The sequence below is a fragment of the Paenibacillus sp. FSL L8-0158 genome, from assembly GCF_038592965.1.
Taxonomy (GTDB): domain Bacteria; phylum Bacillota; class Bacilli; order Paenibacillales; family Paenibacillaceae; genus Paenibacillus; species Paenibacillus polymyxa_D.
In genome coordinates this window covers 1,573,803-1,591,873 of sequence record NZ_CP151949.1, presented here as the reverse complement: position 1 = coordinate 1,591,873, position 18,071 = coordinate 1,573,803, and the positions used below count along the sequence as shown (strand labels likewise).

Below are 18,071 nucleotides of genomic sequence, written 5' to 3'. Positions count from 1 at the left end.
TAAAAACCCAGGTCTGGCGCGACTTTCCTCTGTTTTTATCGACTTTTCGGAGATTCTATCCCTATAGTAAGTCTTATTCTTTTTTTCTTCTTGGACGCGCAGAATACATGTGTATATACCATAACACCATACTGCCGCCTCCCTTCGGTCGTTGCCTCACCGCACCCAAAAGACGGCACGGTGAAAATATAGCTCTACCATAATCTTTCTCGCGTTTAGAATATGTACAGACGTCCCGGTAGGGGCGGATGTCCGTAGGAGCGTAGCGACGCGGAAGCTAAAGCGTATGAACACGCCATATCTACCGTTGCAGCGTCTACTTCCCCGGTAGTAACGTATCCCGGTATATATCGAGTAGGCGTGTTAATTTATCGGGCGTAAGTTCGAGTTCCTCAACACAGCGCCGGCGCATCGTTTCATTAATCGGGCGTTCTCCTTTCTCCACGCGCCATAGATGCGATTCAGACACGCCGAGTAAGGCCGCCATTTCCGCAAGGGATAGACGGTAGACCAGCCGCAGCTTTTTGACGGTGGTAAAATCGATAATCATAACGTTAGCCTCCTTTAATTGCGCAAGATTTCTTGCGTGTAGTGTAAATAAAAAGATCGCCGTCATACCGCCAAGCAAACAGTACGAGAGCGATTCTACTTTCACATATAGAGCCTTGAGATTACCATAAAAGCAACCTCACCCCCGAAAAAAGTTTTTCTCATAACGTATAGATAACTAAACGGACAAAAAACAGGGTCAAAACGGAGAAATTTTCGCAGTCCTCTCATACACGTATGTAACTGAGCGGTTAAAATATAGGTATATCTTAGAAATAACGTAGGGGTGTGCGGAGTTTACTCGCATCAGGCGTTCCCAACGGGAATAAGACCGCGTTACGGCGACCCCTTCATATACGTAGGTAACTGAGCAGGCAAAATGCAGGTATAGAACGTAAAAACATGTTCAAATCTTCCTCATAACGTATAGCCACAAAACAACGTAAAAAACAACCAAACAACGCAAAAAGGCGCAGGAAATCTGTGACGAGACTAGTTCCCTCACTACATATAGATAACTAAACGGATAGAATATACGGTGAAAGAGCTCACAATCAGAAAGATATTTGTGGAGCTTACCCACAACATTCTACTTCCTCATAACGTATAGCCACAAAATCAAGAAAAATGTAGGGTAAAACGTAAAAAGCTACACAGAAACTCTATACTTATATAGCTTTAAGACTGCGAAAAAGGCAACCAAGACATGTACACATGCAGGAATCCATAGCTATTTTGTCGAAAATTTACTATTGGATATAATAATATATACCTAATTTTAAAGAGAAAGAAGAATCCTTCGATGACATACTCAGAAGAGTGGATAGACATATTGAACTTAGTTAATGATTTTTGCGCAGAGAAAAAGACAGTATGGTTTCGTGGTCACTCAAACTCCGACTTTCAATTACACTCCGGTCTCTTCAGAGAGAAGCAAAATAAGTTGGAAAACTTTATGCACCTCGAAATTATGGCATATCGCAAGTTTTTAAATCTCGGACACCTCCACCACACAGAACGAGATTGGAACTTACTTTACCTTATGCAACACCACGGAGTTAAGACAAGATTACTAGATTGGTCTGAATCCTTTACGACAGCTCTGTTCTTTGCTCGCAGTTCGTGGAGAACATATCAGGATGCTTGCTTCTGGATGCTTGTCCCTACGTCCTTAAATAAGTTGACAAGAGGAAAAACCCAATTTTTAGTACCATATGAAGGTCCTCTTTACGAAGATTATCTCTTTGAAAGAAACGGTGTAAGATTTCCCGAAAATTCAACTGCCCTATATCCTGTAAGAAACAGCAATCGCATGGTCAGCCAACAAGGGGTATTCACCATGCAAGGCAATTCAATGCTCCCTCTTGATGAGGAACACGACGGTGCACTGATACGGGGAGGTAATCTTGTTAAAGTCAATCTACCATTAACAGTGCTAACAGATGTAGATAATTTCTTACTACAGGCAGGTGTGACCGACTATACGATGTTTCCGGACCTTGATGGACTTGCCCGAGAAGTTAACCGACTTCATGGTTACTGGCCAAAAATAACATTAAAAATGAACCTACCTGCTGATTAACAAAGGTTCTTTGCTCCCTGCCAAGAGCGTCGGTGATGTGAATTGAATTCACCTCATCTAACTTATTAAGTAGGATTTCTCCCTAATTATAATAGGTTAAAACTTTTTTAATTTCTGAAACCAACCGAAACCCATGTTCGTATTAATCTGATATAACAAGCAGACGACCGGTGCCTGAACCGGATTTACCGGCCGATCGTCCGAGGATGAAAAATCTATATTAACTACGCCTGCCTGACGGATATTGCCGTATCCGGACGTAGGAATTATCGAAGCCGGCCAAACCGCAGTACATGCGTTGGCGCGCAGTCTACGGATGGCCGGGGATTTAAAGCAGCGACCTGTTAGCGCAGGCCGAGCGTCCGCATAGCGATCCCTCCGATTGGCGTCGGAAGGTACGGACATGAAACGTTTAGCCGCCGATGTTGGCGCAAAGGCAGCCTGATAATACACGCGCGTCTCCTCCCCATTTAAGTAGACGGAACGATTGGCGTCGAACCGTTTGCGTTCAGGTTCATCGGAGTGCGCGTTATCCCTTCTTCTTAACGAGATTGAGACCGAGATCACCACGATCATCGAGCCATAGCAATTCGTCGATTAGAAGCGTCAAACCGTCAATTGCCCGGAGCCGGTCGAGCGTTTCTGTGACTACTTCTAATAAGTCGCGCTGAACGTTATTCGCGAGTTGAAGGCCGCCGGAATCCCCGTCGATAAATAAGTGCGTGTGCTCCGGATGGTCGACTTTGCGGACGTGACGAAGCCATAAAATACCGTTCTCAAGGTGGAAAAAGTAGTGATCCGCGTATAAAACGCCCTCTACGACTTCATACATATGCGGCAGATCGTAAGGTCCGTAGGCCAGCGCCGCCCGTTCTAATTCGGTTGACTCGCCCATACTCAAACGCTCCCATTCGTAAATACGTTGTTAAACGCTGTATTTAGTTCTTTTAACGTCTCAATTCGTTCGGCATCGGTGAAGTGCAGACTTTCTAATACGTTGCCGACCGCGAGAACATAGAACCGAAACGCGATCATTAACGCCTCGCTCGTCGTTTCGGAACCCAGCCGATAATCCGTGAATATTTCCAAGTACGACATTACGTCAACACCTCTCGCGCTATCAACACGACAGCGTAAATAAACTTAAGAATTGCGACAATACGTTTGCGATTCTTACGCGATAATACGATGTTACGCGTAGTTAATAAATTGCTTACTGCGTTCAATCTGGACGCCTCCCTTCTTGACGATGAATCCGAGTTCATTCATGACGTCCATTGACAACGTTAAGCTACCGAGTGGTGACCGTTGATTGACTCCGGTTATCCGCCAGAACGCCCGCGCCTGTATTACGAGCTCCTGACGCGTGCCGACGTACCGAACTATGTAGTTCCCTGTGATCGGATCGAGTACATAGCGGACTTGAGCCGGCGTAACTAGCGGACGAACAACACGGAAGACTTCCCGTTTCATTTCTGCGTCCAACTCAAAACCGAGTTCAACGAGCTGTGCCGGAGTAGCCTCAACAATGTCACCGTAGAGATACGGATTAGCTTGCGGTATAATAGTGAAGAATAATTCCGATGTAACGCGGAGTTCTTGGCGAGTGCGGCCGCTTCCGACCGTGATGATAACGTTACTTTCGCGACGATTACGGATGAAACCTAACGTGATTGACATATGATTGCGCCTCCTAGCGGGATTATAAGATGAGTTGCGGGCGTAGCTTTAACCGACACCCTGGCGGTGATGCTTCTTTACGGTACGTTGTTGCGCAAAAGATGGAACCTTTTTAATCTCGATTACGTATTTCGTAATCTAACTATAATTACGTTTTGCGTAATTGTCAATCTTTAAATTACGTATTTCGTAATTTTTATTGATACCTTGCTTACATGAGAGAGGTGGTAAAATTTTGAGCAATAGGATACTTATCTGTGATTTAAAAAATCTTCTAATTGAAAAAGGATGGGAGCAGAAAAAGCTATCAGAATTAACTGGTATTCGAGAGGCTACGATTTCGGAGTTGGTTAGAAACAAGAATAAAATGTTTCCCCGTCAAGTATTGGAGAAAATTATTAATGTTCTGGAGATAGAAGATATAACAAAACTAATTCGTATTGAGTACATACCCACGAATGCCGAAGAATGTACCAATCAAAACGACAAAAAGGATCGCTAACCCCTCGTATGGGCTGCGATCCTTTTTGTTTACTAAGCTAGTGCCGCTAATATTTGGATTACATCTAACAAACTCACAGAAAGACTCCCAAATGGGTGTTTGATTGTGTAGCTTACGGCATCTGGGTCAGGGTTTAGAACATCTACCTTACCTTCAACATCTGTAGTTAAACTATATATAGTAACTCTTCTTCCTAAAAATCTTTGTACATGTTTGTGTACAATAATTACTCTAAATTCTATCTTGGTTCCATCAATAATTAAACGGTCTACGTCTGCCCGCCCCTCGTTTCCCATAGCTGTTGCATCAAAAAATTTGTCTAAAGCTTCCCTAACAATGGGTTCGGTTAGTGCCATGTATACCCACTCCTTAAGTTATATTTTTTTGATACCTGCAGTTTTATTATCCCTTAAAAAAATCCCTTTATTCGAGCTTTGTAAGCAAGGTTCAGATTTTGGTGCCGATATTTCTCGAATTGGTTATCGGCAACATACGTAATGAAAGGAGGAATTAACGTGAGTGAAGTCGCAACTTTATCATCCGATTTACCTACGATAACTGCGGAAATCAACGCATACAAGCGTGTTGCGGGCGAAGCTATCTTCGAAATCGGCCGTCGTCTCAAGTCCGTACGCGATGCGAAATCAAACAGTACGGACCGGGAAGTAAGGAAACTCGCTCAACAACGTGAGGAAGCGGGCGGGTGGATACGCTGGCTTGAGGAACACGTGGACTTCGACCGGACTAGAGCGCATCGCTTTATTGAGGCGTCCGTTCAATTCCCTCATGTTGCGACGTCGCAACACTTGGATGTCGGAAAAATCTTCGAAATGCTCTCGCTACCATCCGACATCGACCGTTCGTCCTTCGTCTCTTCTCCGCACACCATTCCGTCAACTGGCACGACTAAAACCGTCGACGAAATGACCGTCCGCGAGCTGCGTGAAGTAAAGGCTGCGCTGAAGGCCGAGCGTGAAGCACGGGAACTTGCGGAGGCACTATATAAACAACGAAAAACCCGTAATCCTCTGCGTTGAGGACACGGGCTTTTAACTTTAAATTAGGCGTTTATGGCGCTACCCTTACGTGGGTATTCAGAGCGAAGTGACGGCGCTTATTTACGGTGAAAATACGCTTAATAACTAGGTGTGCGCTTTGATTGAAACCCATCCACCGAATTATATCCATACAATTTGAATAATTCAGTTATAAAAGCATCGACTATTTCAGGAGCATCATTCGCCATTTTCTCTACGGTCCCATTCTCATATACAATTGAAGCGTAGGAGGAATCATAATGAATAATCTTATTTCTTAACCTAGTTAGGTTTATGTACGCTTTCTTGCTATCCTTCGTAAATTTCTGTTTAAATAATCGTTCAACCGTCTTTATTTTGTCTCCAATTGTCTTGAACCCCTCCGGAGGAAGGATATCAGCATTGTTAAAACTATTTAATAGACCCCGATCCGAATTATTCTTCAAAGAACCCTCATTCTGCCTAAGATGATTATGTACTATTTTTGCCATTGCCGCTTCCGCTGATGAGCAAAAGTTTATGAGGGCAGACCTATAAAATCTGTATTGTGCAAACTCATCATTAGAAGCCCTCCCTTCTTGGAGATAATAAAGAGCATCATTAAACATTTCCGCCATGTACGATCTAGTATTGAAAAACGCCGCTTTTTCGAGGGCCACTTCGTCAACTCCTCCACTATCTAATTTCTCATTGCACCCGCATACACCCCGCCCAGCACCCCGAGCACACCACAAGCAATAGCAGCAACCATAATTACTGGCCCTTGTATATCGCGACCTTCAACCTTTTTCGTAAGGAATCCGAGTATAACCGCAATCGGCGACGTTACCACAGGAAACCACAACAACGAGAGTACAACAAACGTCCATCCGAGGAACGCGAGCGCACTTCTCTTTCGTTGCTCTTGCCTTTCCGTCGGTGCATCGCTCTTTACAACACCGTTAATCAACCGAATCCCCTCCGCCATCTCACGTTTACCTAAATAATACCATCGAGATAGGCCACTGTCACTACAGTTACACAAAAAAAATAACAACAAACTCCCTGTTACATGAATTTTTTCATCTTATATAGTCAAAATAATAATACTATTGTTTATAGTCAATGCTTAGTGTATAATAAAATAAACAATGTAACGCATTACAAAGAGAAAAAGGCCGCTAATATTGCAAGACATAGCACGGCCCTATTTAGGTATGAAATTACGGAAGATAACCGGTATCTTTTGTGGGATGGTCGGTTATTTTTCGCGTCTTATTTCGATGACAAGTGCTACGAGCATTATCATGAGTGACAATGTTTCATATACGGTCATAGGCGGCACCCCCTAGGTGGCCGCTTTTTGCTATGCCTTGCTTGCCTAAATTATACAACACCTCCCTCTTCCTGCCTACTATTTTATACTCTCTTAGAAAATAACGCCCACCTCCGAAGAGATGAACGCTATGTGCTTACCTTTTTCTTTTACGTTCCTTCTGTAACGGACCAATCACGTTATTCATAGGCGTAAACTGGTCGTGCTTCTCCTTAATCGATGCATCTGAAAGATGTGTGTACTTCGCAACCATGCGCAGGTCCGAGTGCCCCATAATACCCGCTAGGTATCGTTCTGACCCGCCATTTTCAAGAAACATAGTTGCAGACGTATGCCGGAATAAGTGGGGATGTACACGCATCTTGAGTCCCGCTGCCTTTACGTAGCCTTTTAGCCGATCACGAAACCGGTCGTCACGAAGCGGGCCTCCGTAATTCGTAAGAAATACGTACTCCGAGTTAAATTCTTCACATTCCTTCAGTAGCTCACGAATTAGTCTCGCAGTCCGTTGCTGTATTGGTACAGTTCTTCCACGTCTAGACTTAGTTATCAACTCGCTTAGGTATAATGCGCCCTCTTCTGTATCTACCTCCGTTTTCTTTAAGGTGAGAACTTCGTTTATCCGCATGAAGGAGTCAATCAATACATTAATGATAACGTAATCCCTGAACCCCGCATATGTCCGTTGGTCTGGTTGTGCAAGTATCTTCTTTAAATCTTCTGAGCTCATGATAGTTATGTTTTTCTCTGGTTCCTTGACCTTCTTTATCTTTGCGGTCGGGTCGCGGTCAATATGACCCTCATCTTCCAGAAATCGGAACATTGTCCTTATCGACTTAAGCTTAGTATTGACAGTGACTGGCGAAAGTCCTATCGTCTTATCTCGCTCGTGTTTGTGCGGATGGTTATCAAACTTACGCTTACTGTGGAGTAAGTACGCAATATATGACCGTAATAAGTCTGGCGTTATTGCAGTCATCGACCGCTCAACGTTAACCTCATCCAGATAATCGCAGAGATAATTGTAACTTTCTTGATACATTTCCAACGTCCGCTTCGAGCGCCCTTCCGCTATTTTTGCGTGACAAAAAATGTCAAACAACTCGTCAAGGGACTTCGCTGCTCCCTTCGTTTTCCTATCGTTTTTATACCGTTTACCTGTCCGATTATCCAAAACAAAAACGCCCCCTACCGTTAATTTATACGATAGAAGACGCAGACCCCTTGTAAGGTTAGCCGCGCACACCTGCGCCCCTTTCCGTCTCGTCCAGCGGTCAACAAACGTTGATATAACGCATACTTTACTACGTTAACGCGTTAGTTAGACCCCAAGGGTGCGCGCTACCTGACTGCGCTATACCCCGATAACCAAGAGTATGTAGATCAATGCTGTTATTTACCATTATATTCTGGTCATAAAATGCTGTAAAGGGATTATTTCCCCATCATTCTGTTGCATTTTTAAGTTCTTTTCATTATGGTAGATACAAAAGTTAAAAGGTCAAAAACAGAGATCTTAGGAGCTAACCATGCAAAGCAAAAAAGTGCTTATACCCGTTGCATTACTTCTTTTAATACAGTTAAGTGTTCCTATGTGCTATACCTTTGCACAGGATAACCTTGTCATAGATCATGAAACGAAAGAGAGAATCAAAGAACAATATGGCTTGGATGAACCGGAATTTCCTTCATCAAAGCAGCAGCAAAACATATTATTGGGAGGTGATTTTGGATTTACTCCCTCTGGTGATGCTGTTGTGGTGGAATTGACCATATTGATTCGGTATCCGCTCATTTTTATCAGTCAACAACTGGTACATTCACTGAAATCATAAGCTTTTTTTCTATTCGGTAAGTTCCATGATATGGAGCAAAAGGATCATTTATTTCGTAGCAAGTTGTCTGCCACCTGAGGTCACTTCATCCTTCTTATTGAAAAGGTTTAATTCAATGGGTCCCCTACCATGTAGCCACAGCAGTTCATCGAATAAAAATGCCAGTCCATCCTTGGCGCGTAAGCGTTCGATGATCTCCGTGACAACTTGCATAACTTCCCCTTGTACATCCTCTGCCAGTTGCAATCCTCCGCTCTCTCCATCTAGATAAAGATGTGTATGATATGATTGCTCCACCTTCTTCACATGGCGCAAACACAGTATGCCATTTTCGAGGTAAAAGAAATATTGTTGGTCATAAAGAACCCCTTCGCATATCTCATACATATGAGGTGAATCATACGGTCCCTGAACCATGGATACCCGTTCCAATCCCATTACCCATTCTGTCATACATCCTCGCTCCATTCCTTTGTTCAAAGTTTCTTATTTGCCAATATACTTTCTTCTACAGGTAGTTTTTCAAACTAGGTGGTTGAACGATAATTAATTGCTAATTGTAAAACGTTTTGGTACGATAAGCATATTACTATAACGTTCACAAATAACATTTCAATAAACCAAATGCACATTATAGTGTTATTTTTGTTGTTTCCAGAATACATCGAACAGTGTTTATTGTCAATACTTTGATGTTTCTTTTTAATACTATAGAGTGCATTTATCTGGAGGAAAATATGATAAAGATTCATCTTTCCCGTATTATGGGCGAAAAACGAATAAATATTGCCGAGCTTTCCCGCATGACTGGATTACATAGAAACGGAATCACCAAACTTTACAACGAAGAAACAGACGGTGTGAAATTTGATACGCTAGATAAAATCTGTAAAGCTCTAGACTGTCATGTTCAAGATGTTATCGAGTATGTAGAGGATGTTACAGACTAGAACTGTTGCTAATTTTAAAGCATTTTGATACTATGAAGGCATCAACTTAGTTTACTTATAATCTTGTTAACTAGATTACTTATTTACAAATATACGCTTCTATTCTATGCATGTCAACTAGTTTACTTGATTACTTTTTGGAGGAATTGTTGTGATTAGATTTTCTCTTGATAAAATTATGAAAGACCGTGGACTCGAACAGAAAGATATTGTTTCTATTACGGGAATTAATAGGAATACGGTTAAAGCTTTGGCCTCCAACGCAAATGCCCGAATTGACTTTCCAACCTTGAACACACTTTGTAGAACCCTTGGCGTACTCCCTGGTGAACTGATCGAATACTTGCCGGAAGACGACGAAGAGAGCCGATAACATGCTTAACGGCTCTCTTTTCTTTATATAATATTTAAATTTTAAACGATCTTCCCACTAAATTAGGTTAGAAGATCATAATCCCTTCCTATCGGCGATTTCAAATAAACTCTTTCCATGTATGATTGATGTCAAATAAAGCATTAAGGTTACGTTGTCCCTTTAATACTGCAAACATTTTATTCGTTACGATCATGATCACATCCATATCTGTTTCCTTAGTCAAACCAGTGATAACAGGACGATTTACGCTAATATAAGACTTTGGTTTAAAAACAATGCCCCAATCCAACCCACTGTGATTACTTTTTACAGTCTCTCCTAGATAAATAGCAATATCTATTGTAAAGGCTTGAGATTTTATATAGAGCTTTTTTTCGTATATATAGCTCTTCAACCATTCTTCGGTTTCTGGATGCTCCTCTTCTAATTCCGAAGCACTTTTACTTTGAATCTGTACATTCCCTAGATACCATTCCCAAATATCTATGAGAGAACGATCAGTGTAATCCAGATGTATCTGTGAAAATGCGCCAAGTTGCTCTAAACGCGAAGGTATTTGTTGTTTAAACCAATTAAAATGTTCTTTCGCTTCATTTTTACTCATTTCAGAGTATTCTTTCATGCCAAAAGGTGGTTGCATTGATTTATATTCCATTTCAAAATTCCCTTCTTGCTTTGCTATTTTAATTCGAAGAAAAGTTCACGACAACACCACCTGATACCAAGGTCGTTAAAAGATCCTTAAAATATTGCTGTGGTGAAAATCTATAACCTCTCTCTTCTTGATCCCATTCCTCCTCGAATCTTTCGAGGAAATAATGTGCGTTTTTCCAATGGATCGTGAACGGTCCTACTGCCCCAAAACCTCCACAGAGACAGTCCGATGTACTGTCCAAGCTAAATCCATAGTACCCTCCGGACCCATTAATCGCTTCACCAAGTGCTATAAAAAATGTTGTAAAATCAGATATGTATTCGCCGTCTAAGGTGTAGACTTCTCCTCGTTTATCCAGTCTGGCAAAATGATTAGATTCAGAATGTATTCTAGTTACGTTTAGCCACCCGGACCGTTCTTCTTTAGAAAAGCCTTGCCATATATTATTTTCAAGCGACTGAGCGCCCTTTAAAAACTCCCATAATCTTAATTCCACAGGGGAGGGCTTCGTTTCAAGTATACCTGTTAACTCCAGATTGAAGTTTCCTTTATTATAATTTAGTTTATGGATTATGTAGGATTCAGGTAGATGATAATAATAGCTTCCAATCACTGTTTCTTCATCATTTAAAATAGCAATGTACAAGTTGGGTACAGATTGTTTTGTCTTTGTTATGTTTCCTATGAAATCCTCATTAAAGACAAAGTGCTCAAAAATGACCTTTTCATATGTTTCGACAATGATATCACCCGTTAAACCAACCACATCTCTACAATAACCAACTGTGAGCCCACTTTCATCGTCAATGACAGCAAATCTATATTTCATATCATATCTCCTCACAATAATTTTAAGGAATGTAACATTTTAAGGCATCACTTTTAGCTTCTTGGGTAGAATAATCAATTAATTTGAAGCCAATAAGGTTTAAAGTCATCTACACTTTTTATTTTTTTTAGATCTTCTGCAGGTATTGCAAAATAAATTTTCTCCTTCTCGGACTTAAATGTTAACGAAGCATCATACTTCTTTTCAACAATCCACTGCTTTATTTCCAACATCTCTTGCAGATAATGAATGGTTGAGAAGTTACCCTTAATATAAATCGAAGCTTCTGAGGAGAGTTTCTGACTAACCATAGAATAGCTTGGAACCTTATCATGGTATGTTATACCATACTCTCTAATAAGATTAACATTTACGGTGACTTCGGCATCTGAACCTGTAACTTCCTTTGTTTTTTGTGTTACAGCTTTTTTTAGCTCATCACTCCACACAGAAGAGACGTAGTTATCCATCATTTTCCCATAATAGTCTTCATCCACCAAAAAAGAAATCCCTGAGTCAGAGATCACATTAGCTATAAATTTATCATTCTTAAAATCATAATCTATTGAATCAATTTTCCAGTTCATAGTGTACGTTTTATGTAGGTAGTCAGTGACGTTACTCCGAAATTGGACTCTTTCTATCGGACTTCCTGTTGTAATTGATACAACTGTATATGCAATTACAATAATGATCACGAACAAAACAGCTTTTTTCAGCACTAGTAACTCCTCCTGTTATAAATACATTGTCGGCAATCTGAGTAGAGGCAATAATTCTACTCAGATTGCCAATTTATTTAGTAATATATTTCTTACTTATGGAGATCACTGTTTAAAGATCAATGGCCCCTGGTAAATCTGTTCTTCCTAATAATATATTAATTCGATACATATTAAATTGAGCAAAGTTCATTTTACTATTTAACCAACCCATACGTGAGTATGAATCATAAGAATCATGCAATTGTTTATTGTAATCACTTATTGTAAAAGCATCGTTATAAAAAGTGCTTTTAAATTCCTTGGCAGCATTATTTGGAATTTGGTCTCCAGTTGTCTCATCACTCCAAATACCATCAAAAAATCTGGATGCACTAGTTCCATTGTACAACTTACCTAATGAAAGAATTTGTACTGTCATATCAAGACAACTTGAGCCTATAAGTGCATAATCTTTGTTCTTACCCCCAGGTAAATGAGCATCTGCCAAATCCATAGCTTTCTTTGAACTTTCATTAAAATCCCCTTTTATATATGTCGATTTTGTATAGCCTGATTTATTAAATCCTGCTAAATTCCCCTTGTCTCGTCCCCATTTATTTAAATTTTTCAAGCTTTTTAAAGCTTTAGAATCTTTGATTTGCTCATACTGTACATTCTTATCTCCCCAATAAAAATAAGACCAAATTTTATTTTTATCCTGAATCAATGCCGAAGTATGCCCCAATCCAACTGCAAGATCAGGATTTGTAATAATAATCGCATCATGCCCATTTGGGTCAACATAGCTCAACGGATTATTTTTCACATACGTATATAAGTTCAAACTCAATGTATCATTAATCTCGCCCTCATACGTATCCTCATTAATAAACCGTCCACTATCTGGATCATACCATCTGGCACGCAAGTATTGTAATTCTGTCGTATCGTCCCATAATTCGCCTGAATACCGGAATGGATTGTGGACTTTTTCTTCCTTGACCTCTTCATTGCCCCAGATATCATATTGATATTGATTCAGCAAGGCTCCGGAGGAATCTCTAATTTCAATAATATCTCCGTGACCATTATAGACTGGATAGACTTCCGATTGATCCGCATAGGCTATAGCGTCTAATTTCAGACCTCGAATATAATTAGCTTTTAAAACTGGCTTTCCATTTGCAATCGTAGCTTCTGCTATGATTTGGGCACTGTTCCCATCATAGTAGTAACGGGTATGAACGCCATCCTGTATACGGTCTGTCAGCAATCCATCCCCGTTGTATCGGTACTCAACAAGTTTTCCGTCAACCTTTACTTGAGTCAATCGGTTCTGATCGTCAAAGCTGTTCTCACGTGGCTTCGTATGAGGAGGTCTCTCCGTTTCCATCGTGAAACGATTCCCTCTGGCATCATACGAATAAGCATCCTGATTTTCGGTGGAGGTAGCAATCCGATTCAGCTTGTCATAAGTAAATGAATCCTCTACACCATTTTGAGTACGCTTCGTAATATTTTTACCAGGATCGTAGCTATATTGAAAGCTGTTCGTTTCCGCATCAGATCGTGTGTGCTTTAATTCAACTAACTCAATCCCATTATATTTGTTTTGCTGGCGATAACCATTTGCAGATACGGTTGTGTCCAGCAATCCATTTTTGGTATAGGAATATTCCGAAACAGGCTTATCTTTTGTGCTGCCTACGGTCTTCAATCTGTTCAATTGATCATACGTGTAGTTTACTTGCTCGCCAAATGGTCCTGTCATTTCGGTTCGATTCCCATTAGCATCATACTGATTGGAGAGCTTTAGTCCATCCGGGTAAGACAAGGTATCTAATTGCTCTGTATACGGATCATACGCATAGGAAGTTGTACCCGTCTGATCTGTCATGCTTAGGCGTTTGCCTGCAGCGTCATATACGTAGCTGACTGTCTCATCTTTTCCTACACGCGACTTCAACCGATTACGGCTATCGTATTCAAATGAAGTGACGTTCCCGTTGCGATCTGTTTTCTTGGATAAGTTCCCGTTGGTATCAAAATAACGCTTCTCTACCTGGTTTTTCTCATCCTTGGTTTGAATCACTCTACCCAATTCATCATACGCCTTCACCTTGGCATGACCATCCGGATATGTGATCTGAGTGAGATTGCCCAGCATATCGTAAGTGTACTTCGTCGTTTCGCCGTTTGGCTCCGTCACAGATGTTTGGTCACCCAAAGCATTATATGAAAATAGAGTTTCATTACCATTAGCATCGGTTTGTTTTAAAATCTGGTCGTTTACAGTATCATACTCTACTTTGGAATTTATCTTCTCAATACCGTCCATTGCTGATTTTTCTTTGTTTTGCACCAGACGATTCCATTTATCGTAGATTTGAATTTGTTCATTAAGCTCGCCATCTTGTTGAGTTACTTGACGAAGAGCATCATTATACTCGACTACTGCTTGTGATCCGTCCGCGTAGGCTGTTGACGTTGTACGGCTCCAAGCATCATAGCCATAACGTGTCAGGTGCCCAAGCGCATCTTCACTGGATACTAGTCTGCCGTTAGCGTCATAAGCTGATTTGGACTTAATCACGTAATCGTTACCTTCATACAGACCTGACTCGATATTCCAACCCAAAGCATTGTAACGTGTTTTTGTTCTTATCCCCAGCTCATTCGTAACCGTTACGGTGTTCTCAAGATCATCGTAGGCTACATGGATGCTTTTACCGTCCGGATAGGTTACTGCCTTTACGCGGTCAAGAGCATCATATTGATACCCGGTTTTCTGACCTTTCCCATCCAGCGAGGAAGTGATTAAACCAGTTGGCTTATCATACTCTGACTGAATGGTTACCGTAGATTTTTCTCCATCAATATTTGTAACCTCTACACTTTGTTTCGTAGGAAAAGCATGGTCGTAGCCACTGCTGTATTCCGTGGTTGTAGTCACGGACTTGTTACCGTTCGTAATCGTCTGAACCGTTGTATTTCCGTAAGCATCAATACCTGAATAATTTACTTTTTGTAGTAGTTCTCCCCCAGAATGATCCTTGGAGACGATGGCCTGTGTTACTTTCCCCTGCGGGTTTCGAGTATACTCTGTAACTCCAGTGCTGTTAGAATCAATCGGTTCCGTAATGGTTTTAATCCTATGCTTGTCGTCATACGTATACGCAGTTTGTGAACCTTTTTCATCCACTGAGCTTGTCATATTACCGTAATCATCATATTCAGCAGCAGTTGTCAAAACGTCTCCATTTTGATTATTGCTGGACGAGGTACGCGTTGGAACAGGTACAGTATAGGCTTTGCCTGTCACCTGCTTACCGTATTGATAAGCTGTGCTTTTTTCAGAATCTCCTGCTTTAAACACAGATTGATCCAGGTAATACTGTGGTGGCGTGTCTGCACTAATAAACTTTTTAGTATAATTGAAGGTCGAACGAACTAATCCATTGTCTGTTACAGTAGAGAACGAAGTATCTTTCACATAGCTCTCACCCATATCAGAATTATAATGAATCGTTTCCTGATTATAGTTTTCCGTTTGATTATTTTGATATGTGATTTGATCTACACGTGAGACCGCTCGATATGCCTCGTTTACCGAATTGGAGCCAATATAACGTTTTACTGGTTGGTCTTCGTAAGTATACAAAGTAGAGGCTCCAGTAGGATGAAATACTTTGGTTAACAAAGCGTACGGATTAGAGATTTGTCTTTCTGGGTGTGACGCACTCAAATTAAACTTGGCAGGTGCCAATGTATAGGAATATGTCGTTTTTCTGCCTTCAGCATCTGTAACTGAATCCAGTAATTCAACACCTTGTTCTGTATGTTTATGATAGACAACTGTGCGGTTTCCTTTAGACAAAGTAACGTCTGTAGCCGTATATTGAATATCAATCGAGTTACCGATCGCATCTTCTACCTTACTAAGCAATTTGCGTTTATAAGTAGCATTGAGTTCATAATTGAACTTTATCGTGTTATGATATGCATCTTCAATTTGCAGCAACTGACCGTCTTTGGAGAAATATTGTTTTTTCGTTCCATCCACAGAAGTTAATACATTTGATGAATTTTCTCCATTAACTGTTACTGAAGTATCAGGAGTGAAGGTGAGTCCTTTCCAGTCGTAACCTTTGAGCTGGTCACCCTCAATTTCATAGCTTCCACCATCCCCCAAGTGTATGTACTGCTTGCCCTCTTTGGTTTCTACATAAGGTAAATTCCAGGACCACCCCTTGCCAAGAGGGCTCAATTGATCTTCCAGGGCAGGATAGGTACGGTTTTGAAAAATAAATGAAGATTGATAGGCTACAATCTCAGCAAAGACGGTAGCATCCGCATCTGCTGCAATATAATATTTATTCCCATCGTCACCCGGAATTTCAGTCTGAGGATTGCTGTTAATTAAATCCCTATAGTACTCAGCCTCAGCAATGGTTGTGAACAGCGCTGTCTGTCGGCGAACAGCCGTTTCAAGCCCCTCAGAAACAATCGTTTCAATTTGCGGTGAGCCCTCCATGGTAAAGGCCGTTCTTGTCCTTCCGCCTTTTCCGTTGCTAGTCCACTCGCTATAACCAATATCGCTGGTATAACCAGGCTTAGTAACGGTTCCGCTATAATCTTGCCTCCATTCTCGGGTATCAGCAGTTCCCTTATTGAACACTGTTCCTGAATAATACGCTGTTCCGTACTCGCTACACATGATTCTACCAGGAGAAAAGCTAGGGCATCTTTGAGGAACAATCATACCTGTTAAGGACAAATCCCCTTCATATGAGTCCCTGTCGTAATGTAATTTAGAGTCTCCACATGACGAACCACTTGGATAATTCCGTGTTATATTTCCAGCACTATCATAAAAGAACGTATTCATAACACTACACTGTTCCCCGAATACATTTTTAAAACTTGGAGCTGTATATGATCCCTTGATGACTCTGGCTTGTCCATCTTTGTTTAAGGTTCCTGTAAATCCATCTTTGCTGTACTTTATTGAATCAGGAAAAGCCTTCTCCCATTTTCCCGTTTGAGAGTCCTTTTCTACTCTGGACTCCGGAGCTGTAGTATAGGTTATTTTTTGTCCCACTGCTTGACTAGCAGCTTCATAGGTTGTGTATGTGCCTATAACTTTGGTTTCCGGCTGAAGATTATAGGTATTCACATCAACATTCCCATCACCGTCTGTGTCCTCTTGCACCCATCTTTTTTGCTGATAGGCTACCTTGTACGACTTGGTAACAGGTTTCATCATCGCCTTAAAGTAGACATAATAATTTTGCACAGCAGCACTGTTGTCAACAATTTCAGCGCCTTTGTCAAAAAATTGAGCACGATTTGTATCATATTGACGCGTCAAAGAAAAGCCCAGTCCGTTTCGTCCAGGCAGAGTTAAATCTGTGTTTTGCAGCGATAAGCTACCTGATAAAGTGGATATTGATTCTTTATCGTCGCCAACAGAATAAGGTGCTTCATTAAAGGAAGAATTATTGTAAACGGGCGCTTCCTCTCTAATAGGTGGAAGCTGTGGCACATTCGCCATGAGATTTAGTTTCAGGAAATCCGCCTTATATACATCTTCAGTGACTTTGTTCGTAGGAACAGGATCATCAGTTGGATAAACATCATCTGTAACACTATGAGAAATCAGGTTATCTAGTGGAGCATCCGATAGCTTATTATATACGTCACTTGTTACAGTCTGTGATTGGTTTTCCTCTGAAGGAAATAACGAAGCTACTGCCTGATCGTAGCTTATATGATCCTGTTCAGCCATATATAACGCTGTATAAATTTGATTTAATGAATAACCTTTCTTTAATTGTTCCGAAAGAAAAGATGATGTGACTCCAAATCGGGCAGCCATTTGATCCGCTGAATATTGCGAATTGTCCTTCCCTGCACCGAATACATTTGGAGGAACAAGGCCGCTAATTGTGCCAAAAATAAATGTAATAATCATGATTAGCGCTATATGACGTCTTACTGTTCTAAATCGCAAGTTCTTCTCTCCATTCCCGACTTTAAATTGTATTACATATCATT

General features: G+C 41.0%; 20 protein-coding genes. 6 read left to right on the top strand and 14 right to left on the bottom strand.

All coding sequences use genetic code 11. The features are described from left to right. Positions 1 to 316: 316 nt before the first annotated feature. Positions 317 to 616 (bottom strand): helix-turn-helix transcriptional regulator, encoded by a 300-nt coding sequence (locus tag NSQ68_RS07200; protein WP_342429090.1) that lies wholly within the window; start codon positions 614 to 616, stop codon positions 317 to 319. A 735-nt stretch (positions 617 to 1,351) separates the two neighbouring features. Between NSQ68_RS07200 and NSQ68_RS07195 the strand changes: the two genes are divergently transcribed. Next, positions 1,352 to 2,131, top strand: a complete 780-nt coding sequence (locus NSQ68_RS07195) for an FRG domain-containing protein (RefSeq protein ID WP_342428425.1) — start codon at positions 1,352 to 1,354, stop codon at positions 2,129 to 2,131. A 96-nt stretch (positions 2,132 to 2,227) separates the two neighbouring features. Here NSQ68_RS07195 and NSQ68_RS07190 read toward each other — a convergent pair whose 3' ends face one another. The 4 genes from NSQ68_RS07190 to NSQ68_RS07175 form a co-directional block, all read right to left on the bottom strand. Then, entirely contained in the window at positions 2,228 to 2,584 is a 357-nt protein-coding gene (locus NSQ68_RS07190; RefSeq protein ID WP_342428424.1) for a hypothetical protein, read from the bottom strand. A 76-nt stretch (positions 2,585 to 2,660) separates the two neighbouring features. Beyond that, entirely contained in the window at positions 2,661 to 3,026 is a 366-nt protein-coding gene (locus NSQ68_RS07185; protein ID WP_342428423.1) for a hypothetical protein, read from the bottom strand. Between the two features lie 2 nt (positions 3,027 to 3,028). Next, a complete protein-coding gene (locus NSQ68_RS07180) occupies positions 3,029 to 3,229 on the bottom strand; it encodes a hypothetical protein (protein ID WP_342428422.1) in 201 nt (66 codons plus the stop codon). A gap of 93 nt (positions 3,230 to 3,322) precedes the next feature. Continuing rightward, positions 3,323 to 3,811, bottom strand: a complete 489-nt coding sequence (locus tag NSQ68_RS07175; RefSeq protein ID WP_342428421.1) for a hypothetical protein — start codon at positions 3,809 to 3,811, stop codon at positions 3,323 to 3,325. 235 nt (positions 3,812 to 4,046) lie between these two features. Here NSQ68_RS07175 and NSQ68_RS07170 point away from each other — a divergent pair, with 235 nt between their 5' ends. After that, positions 4,047 to 4,313: a helix-turn-helix transcriptional regulator gene (locus NSQ68_RS07170; protein WP_342428420.1), complete on the top strand. Its 267-nt coding sequence runs from the start codon at positions 4,047 to 4,049 to the stop codon at positions 4,311 to 4,313. 32 nt (positions 4,314 to 4,345) lie between these two features. Here NSQ68_RS07170 and NSQ68_RS07165 read toward each other — a convergent pair whose 3' ends face one another. Then, on the bottom strand, positions 4,346 to 4,669 hold the full coding sequence (locus NSQ68_RS07165) for a hypothetical protein (RefSeq protein ID WP_342428419.1): 324 nt from the start codon (positions 4,667 to 4,669) through the stop codon (positions 4,346 to 4,348). A 159-nt stretch (positions 4,670 to 4,828) separates the two neighbouring features. Between NSQ68_RS07165 and NSQ68_RS07160 the strand changes: the two genes are divergently transcribed. After that, on the top strand, positions 4,829 to 5,350 hold the full coding sequence (locus NSQ68_RS07160) for a hypothetical protein (protein ID WP_342428418.1): 522 nt from the start codon (positions 4,829 to 4,831) through the stop codon (positions 5,348 to 5,350). Positions 5,351 to 5,448: 98 nt separating this feature from the next. On the opposite strand, the gene NSQ68_RS07155 is transcribed toward NSQ68_RS07160, so the two are convergent. The 3 genes from NSQ68_RS07155 to NSQ68_RS07145 all read right to left on the bottom strand — a co-directional run bounded on the left by NSQ68_RS07155 (position 5,449) and on the right by NSQ68_RS07145 (position 7,839). Next, the gene (locus NSQ68_RS07155) at positions 5,449 to 6,009 is read right to left on the bottom strand and encodes a hypothetical protein (RefSeq protein ID WP_342428417.1); all 561 of its coding nucleotides are present in this window, start codon (positions 6,007 to 6,009) and stop codon (positions 5,449 to 5,451) included. 20 nt (positions 6,010 to 6,029) lie between these two features. Further along, positions 6,030 to 6,299: a hypothetical protein gene (locus NSQ68_RS07150; RefSeq protein ID WP_342428416.1), complete on the bottom strand. Its 270-nt coding sequence runs from the start codon at positions 6,297 to 6,299 to the stop codon at positions 6,030 to 6,032. Positions 6,300 to 6,801: 502 nt separating this feature from the next. Next, complete coding sequence (locus NSQ68_RS07145) at positions 6,802 to 7,839, bottom strand: tyrosine-type recombinase/integrase (RefSeq protein WP_342428415.1); 1,038 nt, start codon at positions 7,837 to 7,839, stop codon at positions 6,802 to 6,804. Positions 7,840 to 8,194: 355 nt separating this feature from the next. Between NSQ68_RS07145 and NSQ68_RS07140 the strand changes: the two genes are divergently transcribed. Further along, the gene (locus tag NSQ68_RS07140; protein WP_342428414.1) at positions 8,195 to 8,500 is read left to right on the top strand and encodes a hypothetical protein; all 306 of its coding nucleotides are present in this window, start codon (positions 8,195 to 8,197) and stop codon (positions 8,498 to 8,500) included. 48 nt (positions 8,501 to 8,548) lie between these two features. Here the strand turns inward: NSQ68_RS07140 and NSQ68_RS07135 are convergent, their stop codons facing one another. Next, positions 8,549 to 8,953 carry a hypothetical protein gene (locus NSQ68_RS07135; protein ID WP_342428413.1) on the bottom strand — a complete coding sequence of 135 codons (405 nt, stop codon included), beginning with the start codon at positions 8,951 to 8,953 and terminating at the stop codon, positions 8,549 to 8,551. Between the two features lie 284 nt (positions 8,954 to 9,237). Here NSQ68_RS07135 and NSQ68_RS07130 point away from each other — a divergent pair, with 284 nt between their 5' ends. Then, positions 9,238 to 9,450, top strand: coding sequence for a helix-turn-helix transcriptional regulator (locus NSQ68_RS07130; protein WP_342428412.1), 213 nt, complete (start codon positions 9,238 to 9,240; stop codon positions 9,448 to 9,450). Between the two features lie 151 nt (positions 9,451 to 9,601). After that, on the top strand, positions 9,602 to 9,823 hold the full coding sequence (locus NSQ68_RS07125; RefSeq protein WP_010349271.1) for a helix-turn-helix transcriptional regulator: 222 nt from the start codon (positions 9,602 to 9,604) through the stop codon (positions 9,821 to 9,823). Between the two features lie 100 nt (positions 9,824 to 9,923). Here NSQ68_RS07125 and NSQ68_RS07120 read toward each other — a convergent pair whose 3' ends face one another. The 4 genes from NSQ68_RS07120 to NSQ68_RS07105 all read right to left on the bottom strand — a co-directional run bounded on the left by NSQ68_RS07120 (position 9,924) and on the right by NSQ68_RS07105 (position 18,027). Further along, positions 9,924 to 10,481: a hypothetical protein gene (locus NSQ68_RS07120; protein ID WP_342428411.1), complete on the bottom strand. Its 558-nt coding sequence runs from the start codon at positions 10,479 to 10,481 to the stop codon at positions 9,924 to 9,926. A 28-nt stretch (positions 10,482 to 10,509) separates the two neighbouring features. Then, the gene (locus NSQ68_RS07115; protein WP_342428410.1) at positions 10,510 to 11,310 is read right to left on the bottom strand and encodes a barstar family protein; all 801 of its coding nucleotides are present in this window, start codon (positions 11,308 to 11,310) and stop codon (positions 10,510 to 10,512) included. 74 nt (positions 11,311 to 11,384) lie between these two features. Continuing rightward, entirely contained in the window at positions 11,385 to 12,032 is a 648-nt protein-coding gene (locus NSQ68_RS07110) for a hypothetical protein (RefSeq protein ID WP_307348854.1), read from the bottom strand. Positions 12,033 to 12,144: 112 nt separating this feature from the next. Then, entirely contained in the window at positions 12,145 to 18,027 is a 5,883-nt protein-coding gene (locus NSQ68_RS07105; RefSeq protein ID WP_342428409.1) for an RHS repeat-associated core domain-containing protein, read from the bottom strand. Positions 18,028 to 18,071 lie beyond the last annotated feature (44 nt).

What these genes read in the sequence shown, in the direction of transcription:
- NSQ68_RS07175 (WP_342428421.1), bottom strand. Translation starts at nt 3,811, where the DNA reads ATGTCAATCACGTTAGGTTTCATCCGTAATCGTCGCGAAAGTAACGTT.
- NSQ68_RS07200 (WP_342429090.1), bottom strand. Translation starts at nt 616, where the DNA reads ATGACGGCGATCTTTTTATTTACACTACACGCAAGAAATCTTGCGCAA.
- NSQ68_RS07120 (WP_342428411.1), bottom strand. Translation starts at nt 10,481, where the DNA reads ATGGAATATAAATCAATGCAACCACCTTTTGGCATGAAAGAATACTCT.
- NSQ68_RS07180 (WP_342428422.1), bottom strand. Translation starts at nt 3,229, where the DNA reads ATGTCGTACTTGGAAATATTCACGGATTATCGGCTGGGTTCCGAAACG.
- NSQ68_RS07115 (WP_342428410.1), bottom strand. Translation starts at nt 11,310, where the DNA reads ATGAAATATAGATTTGCTGTCATTGACGATGAAAGTGGGCTCACAGTT.
- NSQ68_RS07135 (WP_342428413.1), bottom strand. Translation starts at nt 8,953, where the DNA reads ATGACAGAATGGGTAATGGGATTGGAACGGGTATCCATGGTTCAGGGA.
- NSQ68_RS07140 (WP_342428414.1), top strand. Translation starts at nt 8,195, where the DNA reads ATGCAAAGCAAAAAAGTGCTTATACCCGTTGCATTACTTCTTTTAATA.
- NSQ68_RS07130 (WP_342428412.1), top strand. Translation starts at nt 9,238, where the DNA reads ATGATAAAGATTCATCTTTCCCGTATTATGGGCGAAAAACGAATAAAT.
- NSQ68_RS07165 (WP_342428419.1), bottom strand. Translation starts at nt 4,669, where the DNA reads ATGGCACTAACCGAACCCATTGTTAGGGAAGCTTTAGACAAATTTTTT.
- NSQ68_RS07195 (WP_342428425.1), top strand. Translation starts at nt 1,352, where the DNA reads ATGACATACTCAGAAGAGTGGATAGACATATTGAACTTAGTTAATGAT.
- NSQ68_RS07185 (WP_342428423.1), bottom strand. Translation starts at nt 3,026, where the DNA reads ATGGGCGAGTCAACCGAATTAGAACGGGCGGCGCTGGCCTACGGACCT.